Source organism: Streptomyces qaidamensis (assembly GCF_001611795.1).
Lineage (GTDB): Bacteria > Actinomycetota > Actinomycetes > Streptomycetales > Streptomycetaceae > Streptomyces > Streptomyces qaidamensis.
In genome coordinates this window covers 5,944,935-5,971,213 of sequence record NZ_CP015098.1, presented here as the reverse complement: position 1 = coordinate 5,971,213, position 26,279 = coordinate 5,944,935, and the positions used below count along the sequence as shown (strand labels likewise).

17 protein-coding genes are annotated in these 26,279 nt (G+C 72.8%); 4 read left to right on the top strand and 13 right to left on the bottom strand.

Annotated elements, in window-relative coordinates:
* Window positions 1–62: 62 nt before the first annotated feature.
* The gene (locus A4E84_RS26605) at window positions 63–2,258 is read right to left on the bottom strand and encodes an ATP-dependent DNA helicase UvrD2 (RefSeq protein WP_174569462.1); all 2,196 of its coding nucleotides are present in this window, start codon (window positions 2,256–2,258) and stop codon (window positions 63–65) included.
* A gap of 183 nt (window positions 2,259–2,441) precedes the next feature.
* Between A4E84_RS26605 and A4E84_RS26600 the strand changes: the two genes are divergently transcribed.
* The gene (locus tag A4E84_RS26600; RefSeq protein ID WP_003992805.1) at window positions 2,442–2,684 is read left to right on the top strand and encodes a mycoredoxin; all 243 of its coding nucleotides are present in this window, start codon (window positions 2,442–2,444) and stop codon (window positions 2,682–2,684) included.
* Between the two features lie 152 nt (window positions 2,685–2,836).
* Here the strand turns inward: A4E84_RS26600 and A4E84_RS45260 are convergent, their stop codons facing one another.
* The 7 genes from A4E84_RS45260 to A4E84_RS26575 form a co-directional block, all read right to left on the bottom strand.
* A complete protein-coding gene (locus A4E84_RS45260; protein WP_257784348.1) occupies window positions 2,837–2,971 on the bottom strand; it encodes a hypothetical protein in 135 nt (44 codons plus the stop codon).
* Between the two features lie 76 nt (window positions 2,972–3,047).
* A complete protein-coding gene (locus A4E84_RS44755) occupies window positions 3,048–3,218 on the bottom strand; it encodes a class I SAM-dependent methyltransferase (RefSeq protein ID WP_237305009.1) in 171 nt (56 codons plus the stop codon).
* Between the two features lie 13 nt (window positions 3,219–3,231).
* Window positions 3,232–4,176, bottom strand: a complete 945-nt coding sequence (nudC, locus tag A4E84_RS26595) for an NAD(+) diphosphatase (RefSeq protein ID WP_062928956.1) — start codon at window positions 4,174–4,176, stop codon at window positions 3,232–3,234.
* 155 nt (window positions 4,177–4,331) lie between these two features.
* The gene (locus A4E84_RS26590; protein ID WP_062931629.1) at window positions 4,332–5,735 is read right to left on the bottom strand and encodes a dipeptidase; all 1,404 of its coding nucleotides are present in this window, start codon (window positions 5,733–5,735) and stop codon (window positions 4,332–4,334) included.
* Window positions 5,736–5,745: 10 nt separating this feature from the next.
* Complete coding sequence (locus tag A4E84_RS26585; RefSeq protein WP_062928955.1) at window positions 5,746–9,366, bottom strand: ATP-dependent DNA helicase; 3,621 nt, start codon at window positions 9,364–9,366, stop codon at window positions 5,746–5,748.
* A gap of 90 nt (window positions 9,367–9,456) precedes the next feature.
* Window positions 9,457–12,786 carry an ATP-dependent helicase gene (locus A4E84_RS26580; RefSeq protein WP_079129126.1) on the bottom strand — a complete coding sequence of 1,110 codons (3,330 nt, stop codon included), beginning with the start codon at window positions 12,784–12,786 and terminating at the stop codon, window positions 9,457–9,459.
* A 266-nt stretch (window positions 12,787–13,052) separates the two neighbouring features.
* On the bottom strand, window positions 13,053–13,442 hold the full coding sequence (locus A4E84_RS26575; RefSeq protein ID WP_062928953.1) for an MGMT family protein: 390 nt from the start codon (window positions 13,440–13,442) through the stop codon (window positions 13,053–13,055).
* Between the two features lie 186 nt (window positions 13,443–13,628).
* On the opposite strand from A4E84_RS26575, the gene A4E84_RS26570 reads away from it, so the two are divergent.
* The 3 genes from A4E84_RS26570 (at window position 13,629) to A4E84_RS26560 (ending at window position 19,678) form a co-directional block, all read left to right on the top strand.
* The gene (locus A4E84_RS26570; protein WP_062928952.1) at window positions 13,629–16,358 is read left to right on the top strand and encodes a lysylphosphatidylglycerol synthase domain-containing protein; all 2,730 of its coding nucleotides are present in this window, start codon (window positions 13,629–13,631) and stop codon (window positions 16,356–16,358) included.
* Window positions 16,359–16,530: 172 nt separating this feature from the next.
* Entirely contained in the window at window positions 16,531–18,075 is a 1,545-nt protein-coding gene (locus tag A4E84_RS26565; RefSeq protein ID WP_062928951.1) for an alpha/beta hydrolase, read from the top strand.
* A gap of 133 nt (window positions 18,076–18,208) precedes the next feature.
* Window positions 18,209–19,678: an alpha/beta hydrolase gene (locus A4E84_RS26560; protein ID WP_062928950.1), complete on the top strand. Its 1,470-nt coding sequence runs from the start codon at window positions 18,209–18,211 to the stop codon at window positions 19,676–19,678.
* Between the two features lie 71 nt (window positions 19,679–19,749).
* On the opposite strand, the gene moeZ is transcribed toward A4E84_RS26560, so the two are convergent.
* The 5 genes from moeZ to A4E84_RS26535 form a co-directional block, all read right to left on the bottom strand.
* A complete protein-coding gene (gene moeZ, locus A4E84_RS26555) occupies window positions 19,750–20,928 on the bottom strand; it encodes an adenylyltransferase/sulfurtransferase MoeZ (protein WP_062928949.1) in 1,179 nt (392 codons plus the stop codon).
* Window positions 20,929–20,991: 63 nt separating this feature from the next.
* Window positions 20,992–21,741, bottom strand: coding sequence for a spherulation-specific family 4 protein (locus A4E84_RS26550; RefSeq protein WP_062928948.1), 750 nt, complete (start codon window positions 21,739–21,741; stop codon window positions 20,992–20,994).
* Window positions 21,729–22,688 carry an NAD-dependent epimerase/dehydratase family protein gene (locus A4E84_RS26545; RefSeq protein ID WP_010047687.1) on the bottom strand — a complete coding sequence of 320 codons (960 nt, stop codon included), beginning with the start codon at window positions 22,686–22,688 and terminating at the stop codon, window positions 21,729–21,731. The genes A4E84_RS26550 and A4E84_RS26545 overlap by 13 nt, the downstream gene beginning before the upstream one ends.
* Window positions 22,689–22,824: 136 nt before the next feature.
* On the bottom strand, window positions 22,825–24,333 hold the full coding sequence (locus A4E84_RS26540) for a hypothetical protein (RefSeq protein ID WP_062928947.1): 1,509 nt from the start codon (window positions 24,331–24,333) through the stop codon (window positions 22,825–22,827).
* Window positions 24,330–26,117: a DUF3492 domain-containing protein gene (locus tag A4E84_RS26535; RefSeq protein WP_062928946.1), complete on the bottom strand. Its 1,788-nt coding sequence runs from the start codon at window positions 26,115–26,117 to the stop codon at window positions 24,330–24,332. The genes A4E84_RS26540 and A4E84_RS26535 overlap by 4 nt, the downstream gene beginning before the upstream one ends.
* Window positions 26,118–26,279: the final 162 nt, after the last annotated feature.

The window sequence follows — 26,279 nt, the reverse complement described above, 5'->3', positions numbered from 1 at the left end:
GTGCCTAAGAACCTATGGGGATTGCTGGGGCATGCGCAAACTATTTTTTCGACGAGTTCGTGTCAGTCCTGATCTGTGCTCTCCGCCGACGACTGGCCTGCGCAGATGGCCAGTACATCCGTGCCGTAGCGGGTGAGCTTGCGCATCCCGACACCCGGGATGCGGGCGAGCTCGCGCTCGTCGTCGGGGGCGGACTCGGCGATCGCCATCAGCGTCCTGTCCGTGAACACGCAGAAGGCGGGCTGGCCGCTGCTGCGTGCCTGGTCGGCGCGCCACTCACGCAGGCGCTCGTACAGGCCCTCGTTCATGTCGGAGGGGCAGTCGTCGCAGCGCATCAGCTTCATTTCCCCCGGGTCGGTCAGCGTGCGGCCGCAGACTCGGCAGCGGGCGGGGACTCGCTGCGCCCGTTTCGGGGCGGACCCCCTGGTTCCGGGGATTCCGCGCTCGATTCCGCCCGCTCCTCCGGCGGCGGTACGGCCCGCGGTAGCCGTCGAACCGGGGCGCAGCCCGTCGAGGAAGCGGCTGGGGCGGCGGTTGGGGCGTCCTCCGGGCGAGCGGGAGAGCGCCCAGGAGACATGGAGGTGCTCTCGCGCCCGGGTGACTCCGACATAGAGGAGGCGGCGCTCCTCTTCGATCTGTTCGTCGGTCTTGGCGTAGGTGATCGGCATCATGCCCTCGGCGACGCCGACCAGGAAGACGACATCCCACTCCAGGCCCTTGGCCGAGTGCAGGGAGGCGAGGGTGACGCCCTGCACGGTGGGGGCGTGCTGGGCGTTCGCCCGTTCGTCGAGTTCGGCGACGAGGTCCGCCAGGGTTGCGGCAGGTCTGGCGGCGGCGAAGTCCTGTGCGAGGTTCACCAGGGCGGCCAGGGACTCCCAGCGCTCTCTCACCGCGCCGGAGCCGGCCGGTGGCCGCGTCGTCCAGCCCTCTCCCGACAGCACGGCGCGCACCTGGGAGGGAAGGTCGACGACGTCGTCCAGGAGGGAGTCGTTGCCGCCGAAGCGGGCCGCCCCGCGCAGGGCGATGCCCGCCTTGCGCACCTCCGGGCGGTCGAAGAACCGCTCGGCGCCGCGCAGCTGGTAGGGCACAGCCGCGTCGGCGAGGGCCTGCTCGAAGGTCTCGGACTGCGCGTTCGTGCGGAAGAGGACGGCGATCTCGGAGGCCGGGACTCCCGAGTCGACGAGTTCGCGGATCCGGCGGGCCGCGCCTTCCGCCTCTGCGGGCTCGTCGGTGTACTCGGCGTAGACCGGCTCGGGCCCGGCGGCGCGCTGGGAGACGAGCTCCAGGCGGTGGTCTGCGGCCCGGCCCCGGGCCTGGGCGAGCAGACCGTTGGCGAGGTGGACGACCTGGGGCGTGGATCGGTAGTCGCGGACCAGCTTGACGACGGTCGCACCGGGGTGGCGGGTGCGGAAGTCGAGCAGATGGTCCGGAGTGGCCCCCGTGAACGAGTAGATGGTCTGGCTGGCGTCCCCGACCACGCACAGGCTGTCCCGCTCGCCCAGCCACAGTTCGAGCAGGCGCTGCTGGAGTGGGCTGACGTCCTGGTACTCGTCGACCACGAAGTGCTGGTACTGGGCACGGATCTGCTCGGCGATGTCGTGGCGGTCCTGCAAGACCGCCACGGTCAGCAGCAGGACGTCCTCGAAGTCGATGACGGACCGCTCGCGCTTGACGTCCTCGTAGGCGGCGTAGAGCTGGGCGATCTCGGCGGGGTCGCGGGGGGACTCACGGCCGGTCTTGGCGGCGGCGGGCGCGTAGTCGGCGGGGACGGTCTGGGTGACCTTGGACCATTCGATCTCGGCGGTGACGTCCCGCAGCTCGCCCCGGTCGAGCCGGATGCGGCAGGCGGCCGCCGCATCGGCGACGAGCTGGATCTTGCGGTCGACGAGCCGGGGCATGGCGCCGCCGATCGCTTTCGGCCAGAAGTACTGGAGCTGGCGCAGTGCGGCCGAGTGGAACGTACGCGCCTGGACGCCCGCGGCGCCGAGCTGGCGCAGCCGGCCGCGCATCTCGCCGGCGGCGCGATTGGTGAAGGTGACGGCGAGGACGCTGGAGGGGTGCAGGATGCCGGCGCGCACTCCGTAGGCGATGCGGTGGGTGATCGCCCGGGTCTTGCCCGTACCCGCGCCCGCCAGGACGCACACCGGACCGTGCAGGGCCGTGGCCACTTCGCGCTGCTCGGGGTCGAGCCCTTCGAGCACCGCGTCCGCGGAGTCCGGTACCTGCGGGAACAGGGTGGAGTGCGTTGCTGCTGTCACACAGCCATGCTGCCAGGTCGCGCGAGACGGCTGCGCCGGTTGTCCACAGGCAGGCACTGCTAGTCGTACTAATGCGGCAGGCGTCACGTCGGGCCTGGCCCGGGCACCGGGAATGGTGGACCTTTCACATACGTTCCTCCACTGCGACCACCCGCCCCGAGCCACCGAAGGAGCACCAGAGACATGCTGGGCACTGTGACGATGTACAGCACCACGTGGTGCGGCTACTGCCGCCGGCTGAAGAGCCAGATGGACCGCGAGGGCATCGCGTACACCGAGATCAACATCGAGCAGGACCCGGAGTCCGCCGCGTTCGTGGAGAAGGCGAATGGCGGAAACCAGACGGTGCCCACCGTCCTCTTCCCGGACGGCTCGACGCTCACGAACCCGTCGCTGGCGCAGGTGAAGCAGAAGATCGGCGCCTAGAGTCGCCGTGTGTCTGTACGAGAAGGCGGCTCCTGAGACAGCTCAGGAGCCGCCTTCTCGCGGTTTGTCCCACACCACGACGTAGCGCCACAGCAGCGTGCGGCGAACCCCGAGCCCGGCAGGAGACGGCGAAGCGCCCGTCTGATCTCCGCTCACGCCATGTGCACGTCTTCCATCGGCATGCCGGCCGGGCCGCGTTCGCCGCCGTGCCGACGGGCGTGCAGCTGGCTCACCGGCACGCCGCAGGTACTGATCAGCCAATCCAGAACCGTCCGGTTGGCGGCCATGCCGACGATCGTCGGACGGCCGCCGGGCGCGGTGAGCCGGGCGAGACGGGTGATGGCCTGTTCGAACCCAGCTTGATCATTTCCGGAAGCGGTCCACCCCTGTGACGGAGGCCGACCGTGCCGCCGGGTTGCGCGTGAGCAGCCCGTCGCCGCACCCGGCGGCCAGGGCCGTGCGGCAGCCGTTCGGAACGGCGGCCAGGACCGCCGGATGGTGATGGACGTTGTGGTTCCCGTACGGGTCGGTCATCCGGGCGGCCTCGTCAGGCGGCGCTCCGTGTCGGGAGCGGCTTGCCGTACCAGAGCTCGATCAGGCGGGCCGCGATCGAGATGCCGTAGGGCGGGAGCATCTCGCCGGACTCGAAGGCAGCGCCCAGCTCGTCGCGCGAGAACCAGCGGGCCTCGTGGATCTCGTCGCCGTCGACCTCGATCTCGGTGGAGGTGGCGCGGGCCATGAAGCCCAGCATCAGGCTGGAGGGGAAAGGCCAGGGCTGGCTGGCGACGTACTCGACCTGGCCGACGCTGATGCCGACCTCCTCGTGGACCTCCCGGCGCACGGACTGCTCGATGGACTCGCCGGGCTCGACAAAACCGGCCAGCGTCGAGAAGCGGCCCTCGGGCCAGTGGACCTGGCGGCCGAGCAGGATGCGGTCGTCCTCGTCGGTCACGGCCATGATCACCGCGGGGTCCGTGCGCGGGTAGTGCTCCGCGCCGCAGGCCTGGCAGCGGCGGATGTGTCCGGCGGCGGCGATGACGGTGCGTTCGCCGCAGCGCGAGCAGAAGCGGTGCGTGCGCTGCCAGTTCTCCAGGCCCACCGCGTGGACCATCAGGCCCACGTCGCGGGCCGACAGCAGGGCACCCGCCTCGCGCAGGCCCGCCGGGCGCGCGGACTGGTCCATGCGCCCGGGCAGGGAGTCCTTCTGGAGGGCGAAGTAGCTGACGCCGTCCTCGTCGATGCCGAGGAAGTAGCGGTGCGCTTCGGTGAGAGGGGCCTCGAAGGAGGGGATCATGACGAGTTCGGTGCGCCCGTCCGCCGTCTCGTCGATGAGGACCTGCCCGCCGGAGACCACGAAGCAGCGCGTCGTGGGGTGGCTCCAGGCCGCCGCGAGCCAGGCCTCGTCGAGCCGGTGGTGGGCGGCCCGGTCGATGCCGCTCGGGGCGGTGAGCGAGATGGGACGGTCGGCGTTGGGGTCGGTCCAGGTGGTCACGGGTGCTTCCAACTCCCCGGGGGAACGGTCGGGTTCGGCGGGCGGTTCAGTAGGACGTACGGCGGGAGGCGACCGGGTCCGGCGGGGTCGGGCGGTGCGGGGCGGCGCTTCCAGTGTGCCCCGCGCGCGTGCCCGGTCCGGCCGGAACAGGACGCTCAGGGCGCATGGCGCCAGTTCTCGGCGAGGTCACCCCACAGGTACGCGGCGGTCTCGACGCCTTTGAGGAGCAGGTCGAGTTCGACCTTCTCGTTCGGGGCGTGCCAGCCGTCCGAGGGGACGGAGATGCCCAGGAACAGCACCGGGGCGCCGAGGACGTCCTGGAGGTCCGCCGCGGGTCCGGAGCCGCCCTCGCGCGTGAAGCGGACCGGCTTCTCGAAGGCCCGGCTCATGGCGCGGGTGACCGACCGGAGGGCCGGGTGGTCCAGCGGTGTCAGACACGGGCGGGTGGCTCCGCTGAACGTGACCTCGCAGCGGATCCCCGGCGGCACCTGCTGCTCGGCCCAGGCGTGGACGGCTTTCTCCACCTGCCCCGGGTCCTGGCCCGCCACGAGGCGGAAGGACAGTTTCACCAAGGCGGAGGAGGGGACGATCGTCTTGCTGCCGGGGCCCTGGTAGCCGCCGCCGATGCCGTTGACCTCCGCGGTGGGGCGGGCCCAGATCCGCTCCAGGGTGGTGTACCCGGCCTCCCCCTCGGTGGCGTACGACTTGGCCGTGCGCAGCCACTGCTGCTCGTCGAAGGGCAGCGCGGCGAGGAGTTCACGCTCCCGGTCGGTGAGTTCGACCACGCCGTCGTAGAAGCCCGGGATCGCCACGCGCGCGTGCTCGTCGTGCAGGGCGGCGACGAGGCGGGCGGCGGCCGTCGCCGGGTTGGGCACGGCGCCGCCGAAGGAGCCGGAGTGGATGTCCTGGTCGGGGCCGTACAGGCGTATCTCGCATTCGGCGAGGCCGCGCATGCCGGTGCACACCGTGGGGGTGTCCTCGGACCACATTCCGGTGTCGGAGACGATCACGGCGTCGGCGGCGAGCCGCTCGGCGTGCTGCTCGACCAGGGCACGGAAGTGCGGCGAGCCGGACTCCTCCTCGCCCTCGACGATCAGTTTGAGGTGCACGGCCGGGGTGCTGCGGCCGGTGGCGGCGAGGTGGGCGCGCACGCCGAGGGTGTGGAAGAACACCTGGCCCTTGTCGTCGGCCGCCCCGCGCGCGTAGAGGCGGTTCTCGCGCACGACCGGCTCGAAGGGCTCGCTGTCCCAGCCGTCCTCCCGGGCGGCGGGCTGCACGTCGTGGTGGCCGTAGACCAGCACGGTGGGTGCTTGCGGGTCCTCACAGGGCCACTCGGCGAAGACGGCGGGCGCGCCGGGGGTCTGCCAGACCTCGGCAGTCGGGAAGCCGGTCTCCTTGAGCTTGGCGGCGAGCCAGTCGGCGCTGCGTCGTACGTCGGGCGCGTGGTCCGGCTGGGCGGACACCGACGGGATGCGCAGCCACTCGGCGAGGTCGTCGAGGAAGGCGGCGCGGTGCTGCTGGATGTACGTACGGACGACGCTGTCCGGGGTCTGGCTCATGGTCACGAGCCTATCGGCCCGCACGGACGTCCTCGGAGTGCGGTTCCTCACCGTGCTCCCCTTCCGACGGCTCGTCCAGGAGCAGCCGCTCCAGGGCGGCCCGGCCGGGCAGGTCCCGCGGGCGTACGACCTCGCCGCTGCGCACGTACAGGAACGCGGCCGTGACCGACTCCGGGGGCACGCCCTGCTGCTCGGCCCAGGCCAGCCGGTAGACGGCGAGCTGGAGCGGGTCGGCGGTGCGGGAACGACTGGTCTTCCAGTCGACGATCTCGTACGTCGCGTCCTCCCCGTCGCCCTCCTTGTAGACGGCGTCGATGCGGCCCCGGACGATCCGGCCGCCGATCGCGAGCTGGACGGGGGCCTCCACCCGGTGGGGCGTGCGGCGTGCGTACTCGGTGCGTTCGAAGGCCTCTTTGAGCGCCTCCAGGTCCTGCTCGTCTGCGATCTCGGCGTCGCTGCCGGGCAGTTCCTCCGGCTCCAGCATGGGCAGCGTGAGCTCCTCGAAGCGGGCCTCGACCCAGGCGTGGAAGCGGGTGCCGCGGCGCGCGGCGGGCTGGGGCGGGCGCGGCATGGGGCGGGCCAGCTCCTGGGCGAGGCCGTCCGGGTCGGCGGCCAGGTGCATCAGCTGGGAGGCCGTGAGGGACGCCGGGAGGGGCACCTCGGTGACGCTGTCGCGGGCGCGCAGGAGCTCTCCGGTGAGTGCGTCCAGGTCGCGGTCCCAGGAGGCGACGGTGCGGGCTTCCTCCGGGGTGAGGTGCGGATGGGCCCGGCCCCGGGGGCCGGGATGTCCGGTGGTCCCGGGATGAGGGCGGGTGGACAGGGGCTCCGGCGGGGCCGCCTGGTGGGGGACGGTGGGGTGGATCACGGGTGGGGCGTCCCCGCCCGCCGGGTCTTCGCCGGAGACCTCTTCGAAGGGCTCCTCGGCGAAGGGGACGCCATCGAACGGTGCCTCGTCGAGGGGTGCCTCGTCGAACGGTGACTCGTCGAGGGGTGCCTCGTCGAACGGGTCCGGTTCGCCGTACGGGGGCTCGCTGTACGGGGGCTCGTCGTCCTCGGGCGGCGGGGGCCATTCCGGGTCGTCGAGGGCGTCCGGGTCGTGCGTGGCCGCGGGGCGCCCGTCCTCGGGGGACGCGAGGTTCTCCAGGTGGGCCAGGACGGTCTCGGCTGCCGCGCGGCGGCGTGCCAGGGCTGTCGCGTCCAGGGGCAGGGGCCACACCTGGTCGGCCGTCGCCCGGTGCAGGGCCGGGTTCTCCTCGTCGTCGGCGGGTTCGTCCGCCCAGGCCTCGATCTCGCCGTACCCGGCCTCGCAGTGCTCGTACAGGGCCTGGAGGAACGCGGACGGCCCGCGGCGCTTCTTCTGGGTGGGCCCCCACCAGTGGCCGGAGCCCAGGAGGAGGGAGCGGGGGCGGGTGAAGGTGACGTAGCCGAGGCGGAGTTCCTCGGTGTGCTGGTGGTCCTTCATGGCCTCGTGGAAGGCCTTCAGGCCCTTGGCGTCCCAGGACGTCACGTCGGGCAGGGTGTCGGCGTCGCCGCGCAGCCCGTGCGGCAGGACCTTGCCCTGGGAGGTCCACTTCTCGCGGCCCTGGCTGCTGGGGAAGGTGCCGGTGACCAGGCCGGGGACGACCACGACATCCCACTCCAGGCCTTTGGACTTGTGGGCGGTGAGCACCTTGACGGTGTTCTCGCCGCCGGGGAGGGCGTTGTCGAGCCCCTTCTCGTACTGCGCTGCCGTGCGCAGGAAGCCGAGGAAGGCCAGCAGGGTCGCCTCGTTGTCGCCGGCGGCGAAGGAGGCGGCGACGTCCAGGAAGTTGGACAGGGTCTCGCGGCGGCGCGCTGCCAGGGCGTGCGGGGACGCCGACAGTTCGACCTCCAGGCCGGTGACGGCGAGGACGCGGTGCAGGACGTCCATCAGCGGGTCGGCCAGGGAGCGGCGCAGCTCGCGCAGTTCGGTGGCCAGCCGGGCGAAGCGCACGCGCGCGTCGGGCGAGAACGGCAGTCCGTCGTCGTCACCGCGGCCGTCCAGCGGTGTCTCCAGGAACGTGTCGAGGGCGTCCGCGAGGGAGATCACCTCGGACGGGTCGACCCCCTCGACGGCCTCGGCGAGACGGCGGTCCCGGTCGTCGTCGTCCGTCACGCGCGCGTGGGTGACGAGAAGCCGGGCGCGCCTCCCCAGGAGGGCGAGGTCGCGCGGGCCGATGCGCCAGCGCGGGCCGGTGAGCAGGCGTACCAGGGAGGCGTTGGCGCCGGGGTCCTGGAGGACCTCGCAGACGGCGACGAGGTCGGCGATCTCGGGCAGGTGCAGCAGCCCGGACAGGCCGACGACCTCGACGGGGATGTCCCGGGCGACCAGGGCGCCCTGGATCTCGGCGAAGTCGCTCGCGGTGCGGCACAGGACGGCGATCTCGCCGGGTGCCGTCCCGGTCCGGACGAGGTGGGCGACGGAGTCGGCGGCCCAGTCGATCTCCTCGGCGTGGGTGCGCAGCAGGGCGCAGCGGACCATGCCGTCGCGTTCGGCGCCGGGGGCCGGGCGGAGTGCCTCCACGCCCGCGTGCAGGGCGCGCAGGGGCTCCGCGAGGCCGTTGGCGAGGTCGAGGAGGCGGCCGCCGCTGCGGCGGTTCTCGCTGAGGGCCCGGCGGGTCGCGGGGCGGCCGTCGGCGTGGGCGAAGTGCTCGGGGAAGTCGTCGAGGTTGGCGACGGAGGCGCCGCGCCAGCCGTAGATCGCCTGGCAGGGGTCGCCGACGGCGGTGACCGGGTGGCCGGTGCCCTCGCCGAACAGGCCCGCCAGGAGGACGCGTTGGGCGACCGACGTGTCCTGGTACTCGTCGAGCAGGACCACCCGGAACTCGTCACGCAGGACGCGGCCCACCTCGGGGATGCCGGCGAGCCGGGCCGACAGGGCGATCTGGTCGCCGAAGTCGAGCAGGTCCCGATCGCGCTTGGCGGCCCGGTAGCGGGTGACCAGCTCGGCGAGTTCACGCCGGGAGGCGGCCGCGTCGGGGACCTTGCGCAGGTCGGCGTTGCTGAGCTTGGCGCCCCGCAGGGTCAGCAGCAGTTCGGCGTCGTACGCGCGCAGTGCCTCCGGGCGTACGAGGTGCTCGGCGAGCTCGGCGTCGAGGGCGAGGAGGTCGCCGACCAGGTCCGGGAAGGAACGGGTCAGGGCCGGGTAGGGCCCCGGGGCCTCGCGCAGGACGCGCGCGGCGAGCTGGAAGCGGGTGGCGTCGGCGAGCAGCCGGGAGGTGGGCTCGAGACCGAGGCGCAGGCCGTGGTCGGTGAGGAGACGGCCCGCGAAGGCGTGGTACGTGGAGATCACCGGTTCGCCCGGCGGGTTGTCCGGGTCGATGGCGTCCGGGTCGGTGACACCGGCCCTGACGAGCGCTTTGCGGACGCGCTCGGCGAGTTCGGCGGCGGCCTTGTTGGTGAAGGTGAGGCCGAGCACCTGCTCGGGGGCGACCTGGCCGGTGCCGACCAGCCACACCACGCGTGCCGCCATCACCGTCGTCTTGCCCGAGCCGGCGCCGGCCACGATCACCTGCGGGGCGGGCGGCGCGGTGATGCAAGCCGTCTGCTCCGGGGTGAACGGGATGCCGAGGAGCTCCTTGAGCTGGTCGGGATCAGTGATACGGGCGGGCACATCGAAAGGCTAGCGGCGGCCACTGACAGTGGTGACCGAACGGGTCTCCGTGGAGGACGAAGCGCAGGTCAGCACCTGTGGTGCGATAGCTCACTCCACGACGTGACGCCCCTCCTGCCGGGCGCTGCACGAGGCCCGGAACGCGCAGTGCGTGCAGTGCTGCCCGGCGGTCGGCGTGAACCGTTCGTCGAGGACCTTGCCGGCGGCGGTGACGAGCAGATCGCCGACCCACTCCCCCTCCAGCGGCTCCTGGGCCTGCACCTTGGGCAGGGTCTCGCCGCCGTCGCGTTTGGCCGCTCCCTGCCGGAGGTGCACGAGTTCGGCGCCGCCCGGCTCGGGGCGCACGCCGTCGAAGGCCTCGTCGACGGCGCCCTCGCGGACGGCCAGCTGGTAGACGGCGAGCTGCGGGTGGCGCTCCACTTCCTTGGAACCGGGCGCCTGCTTGCCGGTCTTGAAGTCGACCACGTAGGCGCGGCCGTCGCCGTCCGCCTCGACCCGGTCCATCTGGCCGCGGATGCGCACCTGGTAGTCGCCCGCTTCGAGGGTGACGTCGAAGTCGTGCTCGCTGGCCACCGGGGTACGCCCGGTGCGGTTCATGACGTGCCACTGGAGGAACCGTTCGAGCGCCACGCGCGCGTTGTCCTTCTCCTGGGCCGACTTCCACGGCGCGTCGAAGGCCAGCGCGTTCCACACGGAGTCGAGGCGTTCCATGAGGACGCCGAGGTCGGCCGGGGTGTGCCCGGAGGCGACCTCGTCGGCGAGGACGTGCACCACGTTGCCGAAGCCCTGGGCGGCCGTGGCGGGCGCGTCGGCCTTCACCTCGCGGCCCAGGAACCACTGCAGGGCGCAGGTGTTGGCGAGCTGGTCGAGGGCGCTGCCGGAGAGCACGACGGGCTGGTCGCGGTCGCGCAGCGGCACCTTGGACTCGGTCGGCTCGAACATGCCCCACCAGCGGTAGGGGTGCGCGGACGGCACCAGGGGGCGGCCGTCCTCGTCGGCGAGGGCGGCGAGCCGGGCCAGGCGGCGGGCGGCGGCCTCCCGGAGTGCGTCGGAAACGCGCGGGTCGACCGTGGTGGCCCGCAGTTCGGCGACGAGCGCCGCGACGGACAGGGGGCGGCGCGGGCGCCCTGTGACGTCCTTGGGTTCGACGCCCAGTTCGGTCAGGAAGCGGGAGGGCTGGTCGCCGTCGTCAGCGGGGGCCTTGACCGCGGTGACGACGAGACGCTCGCTCGCGCGCGTGGCGGCCACGTAGAACAGGCGCCGCTCCTCGGCGAGCAGCGCGCCGGGGGTGAGGGGTTCGGCGAGTCCGTCGCGGCCGATGCGGTCGGCCTCCAGGAGGGAGCCGCGGCGGCGCAGGTCCGGCCACAGGCCCTCCTGGACCCCTGCCACGACCACGAGGCGCCACTGAAGGCCCTTGGAGCGGTGCGCGGTCATCAGGCGGACGGCGTCGGGGCGTACGGTGCGCCGCGCGAGGGTGTCGGCGGCGATGTCCTCGGCGTCGATCTCCTCCAGGAAGTTCAGGGTGCCCCGGCCGCCGGTGCGTTCCTCGGCGCGGGCCGCGGTGGCGAACAGGGCGCAGACGGCGTCCAGGTCGCGGTCCGCGTTGCGCCCGGCGGCGCCGCCCCGGCGGGCGGCCCGCTCCAGTCGTGTGGGCCAGGGCGTGCCCTCCCAGAGGTCCCACAGCGCCTCCTCGGCCGTACCGCCGCCGGCCAGTCGCTCGCGGGCCTTGCGCAGCAGCGCGCCCAGGCGCTGGGCACCGCGCGCGTACGCGGGGTCGTGCACGGCCAGACGCTCCGGCTCGGCGAGTGCCTGCGCGAGCAGCACGTCGGAGGGCGGCGGCAGCGGGTTGCCGGCCGCCCGCTCCTCGTCGCGCAGGGCGCGGCCGAGGCGGCGCAGGTCGGCCGCGTCCATGCTCGCGAGAGGTGAGGTCAGGAGAGTGAGGGCGGTCTCGGTGTCGAGCCAGGAGGCGGTCGGCTCCGCGTCGGGAGCGCCGTCGGCCGCCGTCTCCCTCTCGGCAGTCCCTGCGGCCTCTGCCAGGGCCACCGCCCGCAACGCCGTCAGCAGCGGTGCCACCGCGGGTTCGTGCCGCAGCGGTACGTCGTCACCGTCGCCGTCGACGGGGACGCCCGCCGCCGTGAGGGCGCGGCGGACCGTGGGGATGGTGCGGGAGCCGGCGCGTACCAGGACGGCCATGTCCCTCCACGGGACGCCGTCCTCCAGGTGGGCCCTGCGGAGGATGTCGGCGATGTTGTCCAGCTCCGTCCCGGACGTCGGGTACGTGTACGCCTCGACGCGGCCGCCGTCCCGTACGGGGGCGAGTTCGCGGTGGGCGCGCACTTTCTCGGCGGGCAGCCGGGTCAGCGGCATGCGCTGGGTGAGCAGCCGGGTGGCGGCCAGCAGGCCCGCTCCGGAGCGGCGGGACGTGCGCAGCACGGTGACGGGGGCCGGGCGCCCGTCCACGCGGGGGAAGGCGTGCGGGAAGTCCAGGATGCCGTTCACGTCGGCCCCGCGGAACGCGTAGATCGACTGGTCGGGATCGCCGAAGGCCACGAGCGTGCGGCCGCCGCCGGCCAGGGCGTCCAGCAGTCGTACCTGAGCGGGATCCGTGTCCTGGTACTCGTCGACGTAGACGGCGTCGTACCGGGCGGCGAGCCACGACGCGACCTCGGGGCGGCGGGCGAGGAGCACCGCGCGGTGGACGAGCTCCGCGTAGTCGATCACGCCCTGGAGGTCGAGCACGTCGAGGTACTCGGCGAGGAACGCGGCCGCGGCGCGCCAGTCGGGCCGTCCCGTGCGGTGGGCGAAGGCGTCCAGGGCGTCGGGCCCGAGGCCGAGTTCACGGCTGCGGGCGAGGACCGCGCGGACCTCGTCGGCGAAACCGCGGGTGGTCAGGCAGGCGCGCAGTTCGTCGGGCCAGCGCACGTGTGCGAGCCCGAGCCGTTCCAGATCCAGCTGGCCCGCGAGCAGCTCGCGCACCGAGACGTCCTGCTCCGGGCCGGACAGCAGCCGCAGCGGCTCCACGAACAGGGCGCTGTCCTGGTGGGCGCGGACCAGGGCGTAGCAGAACGAGTGGAAGGTGGTCGCCTGGGGAGCGCGGGCGGCCCCGGCCCGCCGGGCCATGCGGTCGCGCAGTTCGACCGCCGCCCGGCGGCTGAAGGTCAGTACCAGGACGCGCTCGGGGTCCCCGCCCCGGGCCACTCGCTCGGCCACGGACTCGACGAGGGTGGTGGTCTTGCCGGTGCCCGGACCTGCGAGGACGAGGAGCGGACCCGCCGTGTGGTCAACCACGGAGCGCTGCGAGGCGTCCAGATGAGGGGGGTCCATGCGGGCAGGAGGGGTACGTACCAGTCGGTAAGCGCCACGGTTCCCCCGCCGCACCCGGGGGTGCGACAGGCCGCTGGTGGAGGAAGAGGAGCTCACGTGGTTCGCCGGTTCTGGTGGAAGTGCTGGTTGGCGGGCCACCGCGCGTGGCGGGCGGTGACCGCGGGGTGACGGGGGTACGCGCAGCCGACGCTACGCCGACGAGTGAGGCGGAAGCAGGGCTTCCCCTTCTTCCCGCCGACCACTCATGGCACTCGCGGCACTCATGCCCCTCGACTCACGAACGTACGTCATACCGCCGGTGTGCCCCGATTCCCCCGTACGGATCACGGGTCACACAGGAGGCCGTCCGATGGCGGAAGCTGTCAGGTGTGACCCTCCGCGCGATCACCGCCGTCCCACCGCGCCCGTCTCATGTCGATGCGCGGCAGGTGACCCTCGGCGGCGCGGCTCGCTTCCTTCAGGGGCGTGCCCTCCGCCCGGTAGTGCCCGAGCGCCCGTTGTTCGTGCCCCGGCAGCAGGACGCCGTCCGCGCGGACGACCCGCCACCACGGGGCGGCTCCCCCGTAGAGCGCCATGACCCGGCCGACCTGCCGCGGACCACCCTGCTCCAGCCATTCGGCGACGTCCCCGTAGGTCATGACGCGGCCCGGCGGGATCAGTTCGGCGACGTCGAGGACCCGCTCGGCGTACTCGGGCAGCGCATGCGCGGGCTCGTCCTCGTACCGGCCCCCCTCAGGGCTCTGCTCACTCATCCGCCCCATCCTGCCCCACCCCACCGACAACGGGCCGGGCGTGCTCCGGAGCGTTCTCCTCGCCCGGCAGGAGCGCGTCGGGCAGACTGTCCGCCCCCGCATGTGCACCCTGATTGTCCCGTGTGCCGGTGCGGCATGCCACCATCGTGCGGGCGGTGACCGGTGATACGAGACCAAGAAGAGACGATGAAGCAGCAGGGTGCGCACCCCGAGGGCACGGAAGGCACCTCTGACGCTTCGTCGCGCCCGGGCACCCCGGCGGACGCTCCGAAGGGGGCGGCGAAGAAGCCCCGGGCGGCCGCCGAGGAGCCCGACGTCGCACACATCGACGAGGTGGAGGGCGACGAGCCGCTGCTCCCCGCGCGCGTGCACCGCCCGTCCGACCTGATGCGCCTGCTGGTGGGTGTGCTCGCCGTCGTGATCCTGATCGGCATCGCCGCGTTCGCGCACGGCACCACCTCGGGCCTCGAACAGGACATCAACAAGGGCACCGGGCAGGCCCCCGACCTGCTCATCAAGATCGCGGGGCTGGCCTCCAGCATCGCCATCCTGCTGGTGCCGGTCGCCTTCGCCATCGAGCGGCTGATCAAACGGGACGGGCTGCGCATCGCCGACGGCGTGCTCGCGGCGGTCCTCGCGCACGGTGTGACCCTCGCCACGGATCTGTGGGTGGCCCGGGCCGCTCCCGACTCGATCCAGGAGGCGCTGACCCAGCCCTCCCCCGGTGACATCCACGCCCTGACCGATCCCGTGCACGGCTATCTGGCCCCGGTCATCGCCTACATGACGGCCGTCGGCATGTCGCGCAGACCGCGATGGCGCGCGGTGCTGTGGGTCGTGCTGCTCCTCGACGCCTTCTCGATGCTCGTCACCGGGTACACGACCCCGTTCTCGATCATCCTGACCGTGCTGATCGGCTGGACCGTGGCCTACGGCACGCTGTATGCGGTCGGCTCGCCCAACGTCCGGCCCACCGGGCAGACGCTGATGGCCGGTCTGCGGACTGTCGGCTTCCGCCCCGTCAGCGCATCCCGCGAGGACACCTCGGACAACCCGGACACCGGGGACCGGGGCCGGCGCTACTTCGTCACGCTGGAAGACGGCCCGCCCCTGGACGTGACGGTGGTCGACCGGGAGCAGCAGGCCCAAGGTTTCTTCTACCGTGCCTGGCGCAACCTCACGCTGCGCGGCTTCGCCACCCGCAGCAGCCTCCAGTCGCTGCGGCAGGCCCTGGAGCAGGAGGCCCTGCTGGCGTACGCGGCGATCGCGGCCGGCGCCAACGCGCCCAAGCTGATCGCCACCTCCGAACTCGGCCCCGACGCGGTGATGCTCGTCTACGAGCACAGCGGCGGACGCACCCTCGACTCGCTGTCGGACGAGGAGATCACCGACGACCTGATGCGCGACACCTGGCACCAGGTGAAGGCCCTGCAGTCGCGGCGCATCGCGCATCGCAGGCTGGTGGGCGACGCGATTCTGGTGGATCGTTCCCGCACAGTGATCCTCACCGACCTGCGTGTCGGCGAGATCGCGGCCGGTGATCTGCTGCTGCGCATGGACACCTCCCAGCTGCTGGTGACGCTCGGCCTCCGGGTGGGCGCCGAGCGGGCGGTCGCCTCGGCGGTGGGCGTGCTCGGTCCGGACGCGGTGGCGGACTGCCTGCCGATGCTCCAGCCCATCGCCCTCAGCCGCTCCACGCGCGCGACGCTGCGCAGACTGGCCCGGGAGCGGGCACAGCGCGACCGCGACGCGGTCCTGGAGGCGTCCCGGCAGGCCAAGCAGGCCCGTCTGGAGGGGGAAGCGGGCGAGTCCGTGCCCGTCCTGGAGAAGCCCGACAAGAAGGCCGTACGGGCGGAGCAGCGCGCCGAGAAGCGGGCGATCGACGAGGCCGTGGAGGAGGCCCGCGAGGAAGACCTGCTCACGCAGATCCGGCACGCGGTGCTGCGGATCAGGCCGCAGGCACCCGTCGAGCCGGCCCGGCTGGAGCGGGTGCGGCCGCGCACGCTGATCAGTTTCATGGCCGGCGCGATCGGCGCGTACTTCCTGCTGACACAGCTCACGCACATCGAGTTCGGGCCGCTCATCGCGAACGCCGAGTGGGGCTGGGTCGCCGCGGCCGTGCTGTTCTCGATGTGCAGCTACGTGGCGGCGGCGATGGCGCTGCTGGGATTCGTGCCCGAGCGGGTGCCGTTCGTACGGACCGTGGCGGCACAAGTCGCCGGATCGTTCGTGAAGATCGTCGCCCCGGCTGCGGTGGGCGGTGTCGCCCTGAACACGCGCTTCCTCCAGCGCGCGGGGGTGCGGCCGGGGCTCGCGGTGGCGAGTGTCGGCGCGTCGCAGCTGTTCGGGCTCGGCTGTCACATCCTGATGCTGCTGTCCTTCGGCTATCTGACCGGTACCGAGAAGACGCCGTCGCTGTCTCCGTCCCGGACGGTCATCGCCGGTCTGCTGACGGTGGCGGTGCTCGTGCTCGTGGTGACGTCGGTGCCGTTCCTGCGCAAGTTCGTGTCAACGCGCGTGCGGTCGCTGTTCGCGGGTGTCGTGCCGCGCATGCTGGACGTGCTGCAGCGGCCGCAGAAGCTGGTCACCGGCATCGGCGGCATGCTGCTGCTGACCGCCTGCTTCGTGATGTGCCTGGACGCCTCGATCCGCGCGTTCGGCGACGAGTCCACGTCGATCAGCCTCGCCAGCGTCGCCGTCGTCTTCCTCGCGGGCAACGCCCTGGGATCGGCGGCGCCGACACCGGGCGGTGTGGGCGCGGTCGAGGCGACCCTGACGGTCGGTCTGATCGCCGTCGGGCTCCCGAAGGAGGTCGCGGCACCGGCGGTCCTGCTGTTCCGTCTGCTGACGCTGTGGCTGCCCGTGCTGCCGGGCTGGCTGGCCTTCAACCACCTCACGCGCAAGCAGGCCCTCTGACCCGAGCGGGCCGGAAGCAGGTCCTTCGCACGGTCGGCTGCGCGAGCGTGGCGGTGGCGATCCGGGCCGTAGGTACCGATGGCCCTTCGGCCTCACCGAACCCTCTTGCCCCTCTTACCTCGTACGGCACGCGTCCCGCGCGCCCCGTTCGGTACCGCCGCAGGATGGAACCATGCCATCCCTCCTCCCACCGCGGGCCGCCGTCCTGACCGTCTCCGCCGTGCTGCTGTCCACCGTGCTGGCGGGCTGCGGCGACGACGCCCAGGGCGAGGACGTGACGCGGCAGGAACTGAGCTGGAAGGCCTGCCCGGCCCCGAACGAGGCCCAGGGCGGAGGTACCCCGCCCTCTCCCCTGCCGGACGACGGTGAGTGGCAGTGCGCCACCATGAAGGCCCCGCTCGACTGGGACGACCCGAAGGGCGACACGATCGGTCTCGAACTGATCCGGGTCAGGACGACCGGCGCCGAGAACGAGCGCATCGGCTCGCTCATCTTCAACTTCGGCGGCCCCGGCGGCTCGGGCGTCACCTCGCTGCCCGCCTTCGCGGAGGGCTACGAGACATTGCGCACCCGCTACGACCTGGTCAGCTTCGACCCGCGCGGGGTCGGCCGCAGCGACCCCGTGATCTGCGAGAACGACCAGCAGCTCGACGCCTACTTCCAGCAGGACGGCACCCCCGACGACGCCGCCGAACGCACCCAGCTCCTGGACAGCACCACGGATTTCAACGACGCCTGCGAGCAGAACTCGGGGAAGATCCTGCCGCATGTGCGCACCACCGACGCGGCCCGCGACCTGGACCTGATGCGCCAGGTCCTCGGCGACGGCAAACTGCACTACTTCGGCATCTCCTACGGCACCGAACTGGGCGGCGTCTACGCCCACCTGTTCCCCGAGCGGGTCGGCCGCGCCGTGTTCGACGCCGTCGTCGACCCCACGCAGAACGCCGAACAGGGTTCGCTGGGACAGGCCAAGGGCTTCCAGCTCGCGCTCGACAACTTCGCCGAGGACTGCGTGTCGAAGACCGATGAGTGCCCGATCGGCGACAGCGCCCAGGACGTGAAGGACCGTATCGCCCGCCTGCTGGACGACCTCGACCGCAAGCCGATCGAGGGCATCTTCCCGCGCCAGCTGACCCAGACCGCGGCGACCAGCGGCATCCTGCAGGCCCTGTACTCCAAGGACCTCTGGGAATTCCTCACCGATGGCCTGGAGGAGGCCTACGACGGCAACGGCAGCACCCTGATGTTGCTCTCCGACTCGATGAACGGACGCAGCGAGAACGGCGAGTACGACAACTCGACCGCCGCCTTCACCGCCATCAGCTGCGCCGACGCCAAACCTCGCTACGACGCCGCCTACGTCGAGCGGCGGCTGCCGGAGTTCCGGGCCGCCTCGCCCCTGTTCGGCGACTCCCTGGCCTGGGGCATGATCGGCTGCACGGACTGGGCCGTGCCGGGCGCCGCCGACCACCCGGACGTGAGCGCTCCCAGCGCGGCACCCATTCTGGTCGTCGGCAACACGGGCGACCCGGCCACGCCGTACGAGGGTGCCCGGGCGATGGTGAACGCGCTGGGCAAGGGCGTCGGGGTCGAGCTGACGTACCGGGGGCAGGGGCACGGCGCGTACGACAGCGAGAACAAGTGCGTGCAGGGCGCGGTGAACGGCTACCTGCTGGACGGGAAGGTGCCGCCTGCGGGCACCGTCTGCACCTGACGCCTCAGCGATCCCGGATACTCGCAGGTCAGAAGGTTATCCACAGGTCGAAACGGCCGACGCGGGATCTGCCTACCATGGCCTGACCGCCATCCGCGGCACAGAGCGGACGGCCTTCGAGGGGGGATGGGCAATGAGGCGCTTGGTTCGATGGACCGCTCTGGCGGCCGCCTCGGCCCTGCTGGCCGCGGGCTGCAGCACCGGCTCGTCCGACGACGGCAGGAGCGGGCTGTCGTGGGGCCGTTGCAAGGCCACCGCCGAAGGCCCCGCGCCGAGCAGCGATTGGCAGTGCGCGACGCTGAAGGTGCCGCTGGACTGGGCCGAGCCGGAGGGCAAGACGATCGGCCTGGGGCTGATCCGCGCCAAGGCCCGCGGTGGCGACCGCGTCGGATCGCTGCTGTTCAACTTCGGCGGCCCGGGCGCATCGGGCGTGTCCATGATGCCGTCGTACGCGCCGACCGTCTCCTCGCTCCGCGAGCGCTACGACCTGGTGAGCTGGGACCCGCGCGGCGTGGGCGCCAGCGAGGGCGTGCGGTGCCGGGGCGACAAGGAGATCCAGGCCGCCGAGTCGGTGGACGTCTCCCCGGACACCCCCGCCGAGGAGAAGGCGTACTTCGAGGACGCCGCCGACTTCGGCGAGGGCTGCCGGAAGAACGCCGGGAAGCTGATAGCGCACGTCTCGACCGCCGACTCGGCCCGCGACATGGACCGCATCCGGGAAGTCCTCGGCGACGCCAGACTGAACTACTTCGGCATCTCCTACGGCACCGAACTGGGCGGCACCTACGCCCACCTCTTCCCGAAGAAGGTGGGCCGTATGACGCTGGACGCGGTCGTCGACCCCGGCGCCGACACCGTGGGCCACGCCGAGAACCAGGCCCGGGGCTTCCAGCGAGCGCTGAACGGCTACCTCGCATCCACGGGCCAGGACCCCGAAGAGGGCACACGCAAGATCGCGGACCTGCTGCGGCGGATCGACGCCCGGCCCCTGTCCGCGGGCACGCCCGGGCGGAAGCTGACCCAGACCCTCGCGGTCACGGGCATCATCCTGCCGCTGTACAGCAAGGACAGCTGGCCGACGCTGACCAGCGCCCTCGACGCGGCCGAGCAGGGCGACGGCTCGGAGCTGCTGGCCCTCGCCGACCGCTACAACGAACGCGGTCCGTCGGGGCGCTACGGCACGACGACCCACTCCCAACGGCTCATATCGTGCCTGGACGACCGGCAGCGGCCGACGATGGCCGAGACGAAGCGGCTGCTGCCCCGGTTCGAGAAGATCTCCCCGGTCTTCGGGACGTTCCTCGGCTGGGACACGGCCGGCTGGTGCCACGACTGGCCGGTGCCCGGGCAGCACGACACTCCGCAGGTGAGCGCCCCCGGCGCGGCACCGGTCCTGGTGGTCGGCAACACCGGCGACCCGGCAACCCCGTACGAGGGAGCGCGGCGGATGGCCGACGAACTGGGCAAGGGCGTCGGAGTGCTGCTCACCTGGCGGGGCGAGGGGCATGGCGCGTACGGCAGTGGCAGCGACTGCGTCGACTCGACGGTGAACGCGTACCTGCTGGACGGCGCGGTGCCGAAGGACGGCAAGGTCTGCTCATGACGACGGCGGGGGCTCCACGCACCCGTGGTGCGCGAAGCCCCCGCCGCTCGGAGAGGGAGGACCGGTGCGGCTCAGTACACCGGCTTGGACGGCTCGATCTGGTTGACCCAGCCGATCACGCCGCCGCCGACGTGCACCGCGTCCGAGAAGCCCGCGGACTTGAGGACCGCGAGGACTTCCGCACTGCGGACACCCGTCTTGCAGTGCAGGACGATCTTCTTGTCCTGCGGGAGGCTCTCCAGGGCGGTGCCCATGAGGAACTCGTTCTTCGGGATCAGCCGGGCGCCCGGGATGGCGACGATCTCGTACTCGTTCGGCTCGCGGACGTCGATGATGTCGATGCTCTCGCCGTCGTCGATCCACTCCTTGAGCTGCTTGGGAGTGATCGTGGAGTCGGCGGCCGCCGCCTGGGCCTCCTCGGAGACGACGCCGCAGAAGGCCTCGTAGTCGATGAGCTCGGTGACGGTCGGGTTGTCGCCGCAGACCGCGCAGTTCGGGTCCTTGCGGACCTTGACCTGGCGGTACTGCATCTCCAGGGCGTCGTAGATCATCAGTCGGCCGACCAGCGGGTCGCCGATGCCGGCGAGGAGCTTGATGGCCTCGTTGACCTGGATGGAGCCGATGGACGCGCACAGCACGCCCAGGACGCCGCCCTCGGCGCAGGAGGGGACCATGCCGGGGGGCGGGGGCTCCGGGTACAGGCAGCGGTAGCAGGGGCCGTGCTCGGACCAGAAGACGGACGCCTGTCCGTCGAAGCGGTAGATCGAGCCCCAGACGTACGGCTTGTTCAGCAGCACGCAGGCGTCGTTGACCAGGTAGCGGGTCGCGAAGTTGTCCGTGCCGTCGACGATCAGGTCGTACTGGCTGAAGATCTCCATCACGTTGTCGGCTTCGAGCCGCTCCTCGTGAAGGATCACGTTCACGTACGGGTTGATGCCCTTGACGCTGTCGCGGGCGGACTCGGCCTTGGGGCGGCCGATGTCGGCCTGGCTGTGGATGATCTGGCGCTGCAGGTTCGACTCGTCGACCTCGTCGAACTCCACGATGCCGAGGGTGCCGACGCCCGCGGCGGCCAGGTACATCAGCGCCGGCGAGCCCAGGCCGCCGGCGCCCACACACAGCACCTTGGCGTTCTTCAGCCGCTTCTGCCCATCCATCCCGACGTCGGGGATGATCAGGTGGCGGGAGTACCTGCGGACCTCGTCTACGGTGAGCTCGGAAGCCGGCTCGACCAGGGGTGGCAGCGACACGGGGGCTCCGTTGGTCGGTCAATCACTACGGTTGTTCTCCCCGTAACAGTGCCATGCCCTTTTTCATTCCGAGACACCTGTTCCGACACGCGAGACGAATTCGTCCCAGTAGCCGGGCATGGCCTCCCAGGGGTCGGCGCCCCCGCCGCCGTCCGTGTGGTCCGTGATCCAGACCGTCGCGGCTCCCTGCCGGCGGGCGATGCTCAGCGCCTCGGTCAGGTGGGGGCGGGGCACGCCGTGGACGAAGTGGCAGAAGCGCTCGGGCGAATGGTCGGCGGTCCACTCGGCCACCTGCGACCAGCGGTAGTCGCTCCAGGGCCCGGAGAAGGTGACCAGCTGGTCGGCGAGGTCGGCGTAGCCGGGGTGCGGGTGGATGCCGTGGCCGAGGACGATGTGGGCAGCGTCACGGATCACGCGGAGCGTGGCGACCGTGCGGCGGACCTCGGGCAGCCCGGCGTGGTCCGCCGGGCAGCGCTCCAGGAGGAAGCCGTCGACCCGGTACCAGTCGACGAACCGGTGGGCGTCCGAGATCAGCTCGCCGAAGTTGCGGGTGCCGTACCGGGTGTCGAGGTGGCCGAGGACGCGGATGCCCGCGTTGCGCAGCCGGCCGGCCGCCTCCAGGCAGTGCGGGTCGGGGCGGGCACCGGGGCCGTCGGACACGTTGAGCACCACCCAGTGCAGCGGGGTGCCGGGGCGGGTCAGCTCGCCCCACTCGATGGGGGCGAGGAGGGGGTGCGCGTACCCCGGGACGCCGACGCCGGGGCGGAGCTCCGTGCCCGAGGCGTGCCGCCGGGTCCTGGTCAGATGCGGCATGCCGCCTCCATCCAGATGTCGGCGAGGGACTCCTCCAGGCCGATCCGGGGACGCCATCCGAGCCGGTCGCGAGCGGTGCGCACATCAGCCTGCTGCCAGCTGCCGCAGCCGTCGGGGTACGGGTATGCGACGGGGGGCGCGTGGTCCGGGTCGGGGCGGGGGTGGCCGATGGCCGTGCGCAGGGCGCCGGGCGGGCCGTCGAGTTCGTGGAGGGCGCCGCCGTATCCGGCGACCCGGGCGAGGACCGCGGCGGCGTCGCGCAGGCGCACCGCGCGGCCGGAGCCGATGTTGATGACGCCCTGCGCGGCGGAGAGCGAGGCGGCGTGGACGGCACGGGCCACATCGCGGACGTCGACGAAGTCGCGCTGCGCGCCGAGGCCGCCGAGTTTCAGCTCGCCGTCGCCGGACTGCATGGCGCGGCGCATGGCCTCGGCGAGACGGCCCAGCGGGGAGCCGGCGGGGGTGCCGGGTCCGGCCGGTGAGAAGACGCGCAGGACGACGGCGTCCAGGCCGGAGCCGAGGACGAGCTCGGTGGCGGCGAGTTTGCTGACCCCGTACGGACCGCCGGGCCGGGGCACGGCGTCCTCGGCGGTGGAGGAGCCGGGCTGGCTCGGACCGTACTCCGCGCTGCAGCCGATCTGCACCAGCCGGGCGCCGCAGCCGCTGCGGCGCAGGGCCTCGCAGACTGTGGCCACGGCGACGGTGTTGTGCCGGGTGAGTTCGCGGGCCCCGCCGCGGGTGGCGCCGGCGCAGTTGACGACGACACCGGGGTGGACCGCGTCGAGGAAGCGGGTGAGGGCGCCGGGGCTGCCGGAGGCGAGGTCGAAGCGAACGTCGGCGTCGTCACCGCGGCCGAGGGCGGTGAGTTGCACGGCCGGGTCGGCGAGCAGACGGTCGGCGACGAAGCGCCCGATGTAGCCGTTGGCTCCGATCAGCAGGACTCTCATCGCGCGGCTCCCCATGTCGCCGGGGTTCCTGGGTGGGTGATCATGCGGTTTCTCCTCGGGGTGGAAAAGGAAGGGAGCGGAAAGGAAGGGACGGGGCGGGTGCCGCCCGCGGCGGCGGGGCCGGTGTCCGAGGCGGTCACGGCGCGGGCTCCGGCGGTGCGTGGGCCGAGGCCCGGGTCAGCTTGCGGGTCGCGTGGACCAGGAGGGTCAGGGCCGCCGCTCCGCAGGCGAGCACGGGGACGCTGCCGGCGCCCCAGGTGGTGACGAGGGTTTCGACGGGGGTGGCGAGGAAGCGCAGACCGGGGAGGCGGGAGGCGAAGACCGTGGCGAGGGCGGCCGCCTCGGTCGTGGCCGCCGCGGTGAGGACCACGGAGGGGGCGTAGGTGAAGCCGTGCGTGGTGAGCAGGCGGGCCAGGAAGAGGAGGGAGCCCAGGGACAGGGCCTGCGCGAGAGCCGCGGGCTCGTCGAGGACTGCCGCGCAGAGGATGAGCAGGGCCGCCACGGCCCCCAGGAACAGGGCGAAGGTGCCGAGCAGGAGGGGGCGTACGGCGGCGGCGAAGTCCTCCAGGCCGCGACTGGCCCCGAGTCGGCGACGGGTGCGCACGGTGAAGAGGTGGGCGGTCCAGGCGGCGGGCGCGCAGGCCAGGGCGAGGGCCAGGACCGGGGCGGCGGTGAGGGGCCAGGGGCCGTCGGCCGTTCCGGTGGGCAGGGCGTCGGGGCCTCCGGCGAGGGCGCTGTCGAGCAGGCCGTTGCCCAGCAGGGAGTAGGCGACGAGCCAGACGGTCCAGGGGGCGGTCCTGCCGGAGGCCGCGCCGGGTCGCGGTCCGGGCCGGTCGGCATCGGTCCTGCTGAGGGGGCCTCGGCGCAGGGCCGCGCGGAGTGCCAGGGCCACGGCGAGGGCACCGGCTGAGGCCGCGAGCAGGCGCGACTGCCCATGGGTGAGGTGCACGGCGGTCACGGCGGCGGCGCACAGCGCGCCGGGCAGCAGGGTCAGAAGGGCCCAGCCTGCGCGCACCCGGGGCGTGACGGGTGGGGCGGGCAGGGGCGTGCCCCCGTCACGGGAGACACGCGCGTACATCTCCTCGGCGAGGGAGAAGACGTCCCGGTGGCGGAAGCGGGCGGCGGTCCGGTCGGTGATGCCGTGTGCCTCCAGTCCCGCGGCGATCTCGAGGGGGTCCACCGCGCGCTCGCAGAGCTCCCGGTGACGGTGCATCAGCGCTTTCACCGGATCGGCAGCGCCCCGACGCGGGGCGGACGCCTTGCGGCCGGCGGCCGGCTCGGGCGCCCCGGGCACCTTGGGGTCGGCGGCCGGCTCCCGGTTCTCGGGCGCCGTGTGATCGAGGGCCGGCTCCCGGCTGCCGGGCACCTTGAGAACGGCAGCCGGCTCCCGGCTGTCCGGTGCCGTGCCATCGGCGGCCGGCTTCCGACTTCCGGGCACCTTGAGATCGGCGGCCGGCTCAGGAGCTGTCGGGTCAGTGACGGCCGGGTGCGTCGCGGCCGGGTGCGTCGCGGCCGGGTGCGTCGCGGCCGAGTACGTCGCGGCCGTGTCCGTGGACGTCGCATCCCGTTCCTTCTCCGGGCGGACATCCCCCGCCCCGGCGCTGGTCGGGGTTCCCGGACGGTCCAGTTCGCCCAAGTCGCTCATCGGGCGCCCTCCGGGGCGGGGAGTGGAGTGGTCGCGCGTACGGGCCTGCTCGCAGCCCAGCCGGGGCCGCTGCGGACGGCGAGGCTGGGGGACGCGGCGGTCCAGCGGACGGACACATGAGCTTCGGCGGGAACCGCGAAGGGCAGCGGTTCTCCCGTTCCGTCGAGGAGGGCCCGGCGGACGGGCGCCCGGGAGACGATCTCCAGGTAAATGCCGTGAAACGCCTCGATGTTCTGCTCGACCGTGAACAGTTCGAGGGCGCGGGCACGAGCGGCCGCTCCCAGGCGCGCACGCCGCTCGGGGTCGCGCAGCAGCGCCACGCACGCCTCGGCGAGCGCCCGCGGATTGCGCGGCGGTACGACGAGCCCCGTGCCGCCGATGACTTCCACGACCGCGCCGACGTCCGTCGACACCGTCGCGCGACCGCAGAGCATGGCCTCCACGAGGCCGACGGGGAAACCCTCGACGACGCTGGAGAGGACGGTCACGGCGCCCGAGGCGTAGGCGTCGGCGGCGGCCGGGAGTTCGGGGCCGCCGGTCTCCTCGAAGGACACCGGGTTTTCTCCGGCGGCGTGCGGGCCCTCGGCCTCGTCGGGGAAGAGCTGGGCGGCCAGCGTCCTGCAGTGGCCGAGGTAGGCCGCGCCCTCGGGGCCGGCGGGCGCGCCGACGATGCGCAGGCGTGCCCTCGGCGACTGCTTGCGGACCTCCGCGAAGGCGTGCAGCAGCGAGACCAGGTCCTTGGCGGGCTCGACGCGACCGACCCAGACGAGCGTGTCGGGGTGCGCGTAGTCCGGGGACTCGCCCACCTCGGCGAAGGGCCGGGCGTTCATGCCGGGGTAGACCGTGCGGAGCTTCTCGCGCTCGGCACCGCAGCGCTCCTGCCAGCGGCGGGCGTGGGTGTTGCCGGCGGTGACGACCTCGGCCTGCCGGTAGGCCTCGGCCGCGAGTCGGCCCTCGAAGGCCGCCAGCAGGGACCGTACGGCGGGCGGGGCGTCGGGGGTGGTGAGGTAGTGCGTCCGCAGACGCACGCCGTACTCGGTCACCATCAGGGGCACGCCGGTGAAGTGCCGGGCGAGCAGGCCGGGCAGGGCGGCCGTGCCGCCGGACGTGGCGTGGCAGAGGTCGACCGCACCGAGCCCGTCGTCCTCGTACCAGTCGAGAGAGAGGGGGCGCAGGGCGCGTTCCAGGTGTGCGGCGACGGTGAGCAGATCCGGTACGCGCGCCTCACGGGCCGTGCGATGGGCGCCGGGCGCGCGACAGGCGCGTTCCAGGGTGCTCACGGCGGCCTCCGACCGGAGGGCTCCCATCAGCCCGCCCTCGTCGCGGGCGAGTTCGGCGAGTCCGTACAGAGCGTTGGCGAAACGGTCCGCCTCCGAGGTCGGCCCACCTCCGGGGGCACTGGAGGCCCTCCTGGAGATCGCCCCGGCAGCACTGGCGGAAGCCCCGGAGATCCCCGCGACAGCACCGGAAGCGCCCCCCGACGAAAGCCCCGGCGCCCCGCACAGCACGGCGGCCAGTTCCCCGAAGCACTCGGTGAACCGCCGGCGCGCGCGGCGCCCGAGCGCCACCTCGTCGTCCTCGGCCATCCACAGCGGTGCGGTGCGCACCCTGCGGACGTTCTGTGGCAGCGGGATCCAGCCCTCGTCCTCCTGGTGCTGGCTGCGGCTGAGCGCGTAGACGTCGAACTCGTGCTGGGCGAGTCCGTGCACCAGCCGGTCGCACCAGAGCCTGGCGTCACCGCTCACATACGGATAGCCACCCTCCGTAAGCAGTCCGATGCGCACGAGTGCACCCCCGATCTCCCGTATGGGGAGCCGCCGTTGCCCGGCGGCTCGCAGCGGGACGAACGTATGCGGACAAGGCGGTGGTGCGACGGACGGTTGTCCGTCGCACCACCAAAAGGGGTGAACGGTCGTAACTTTCCCGTGCGGATTGCGTTCTGTCGC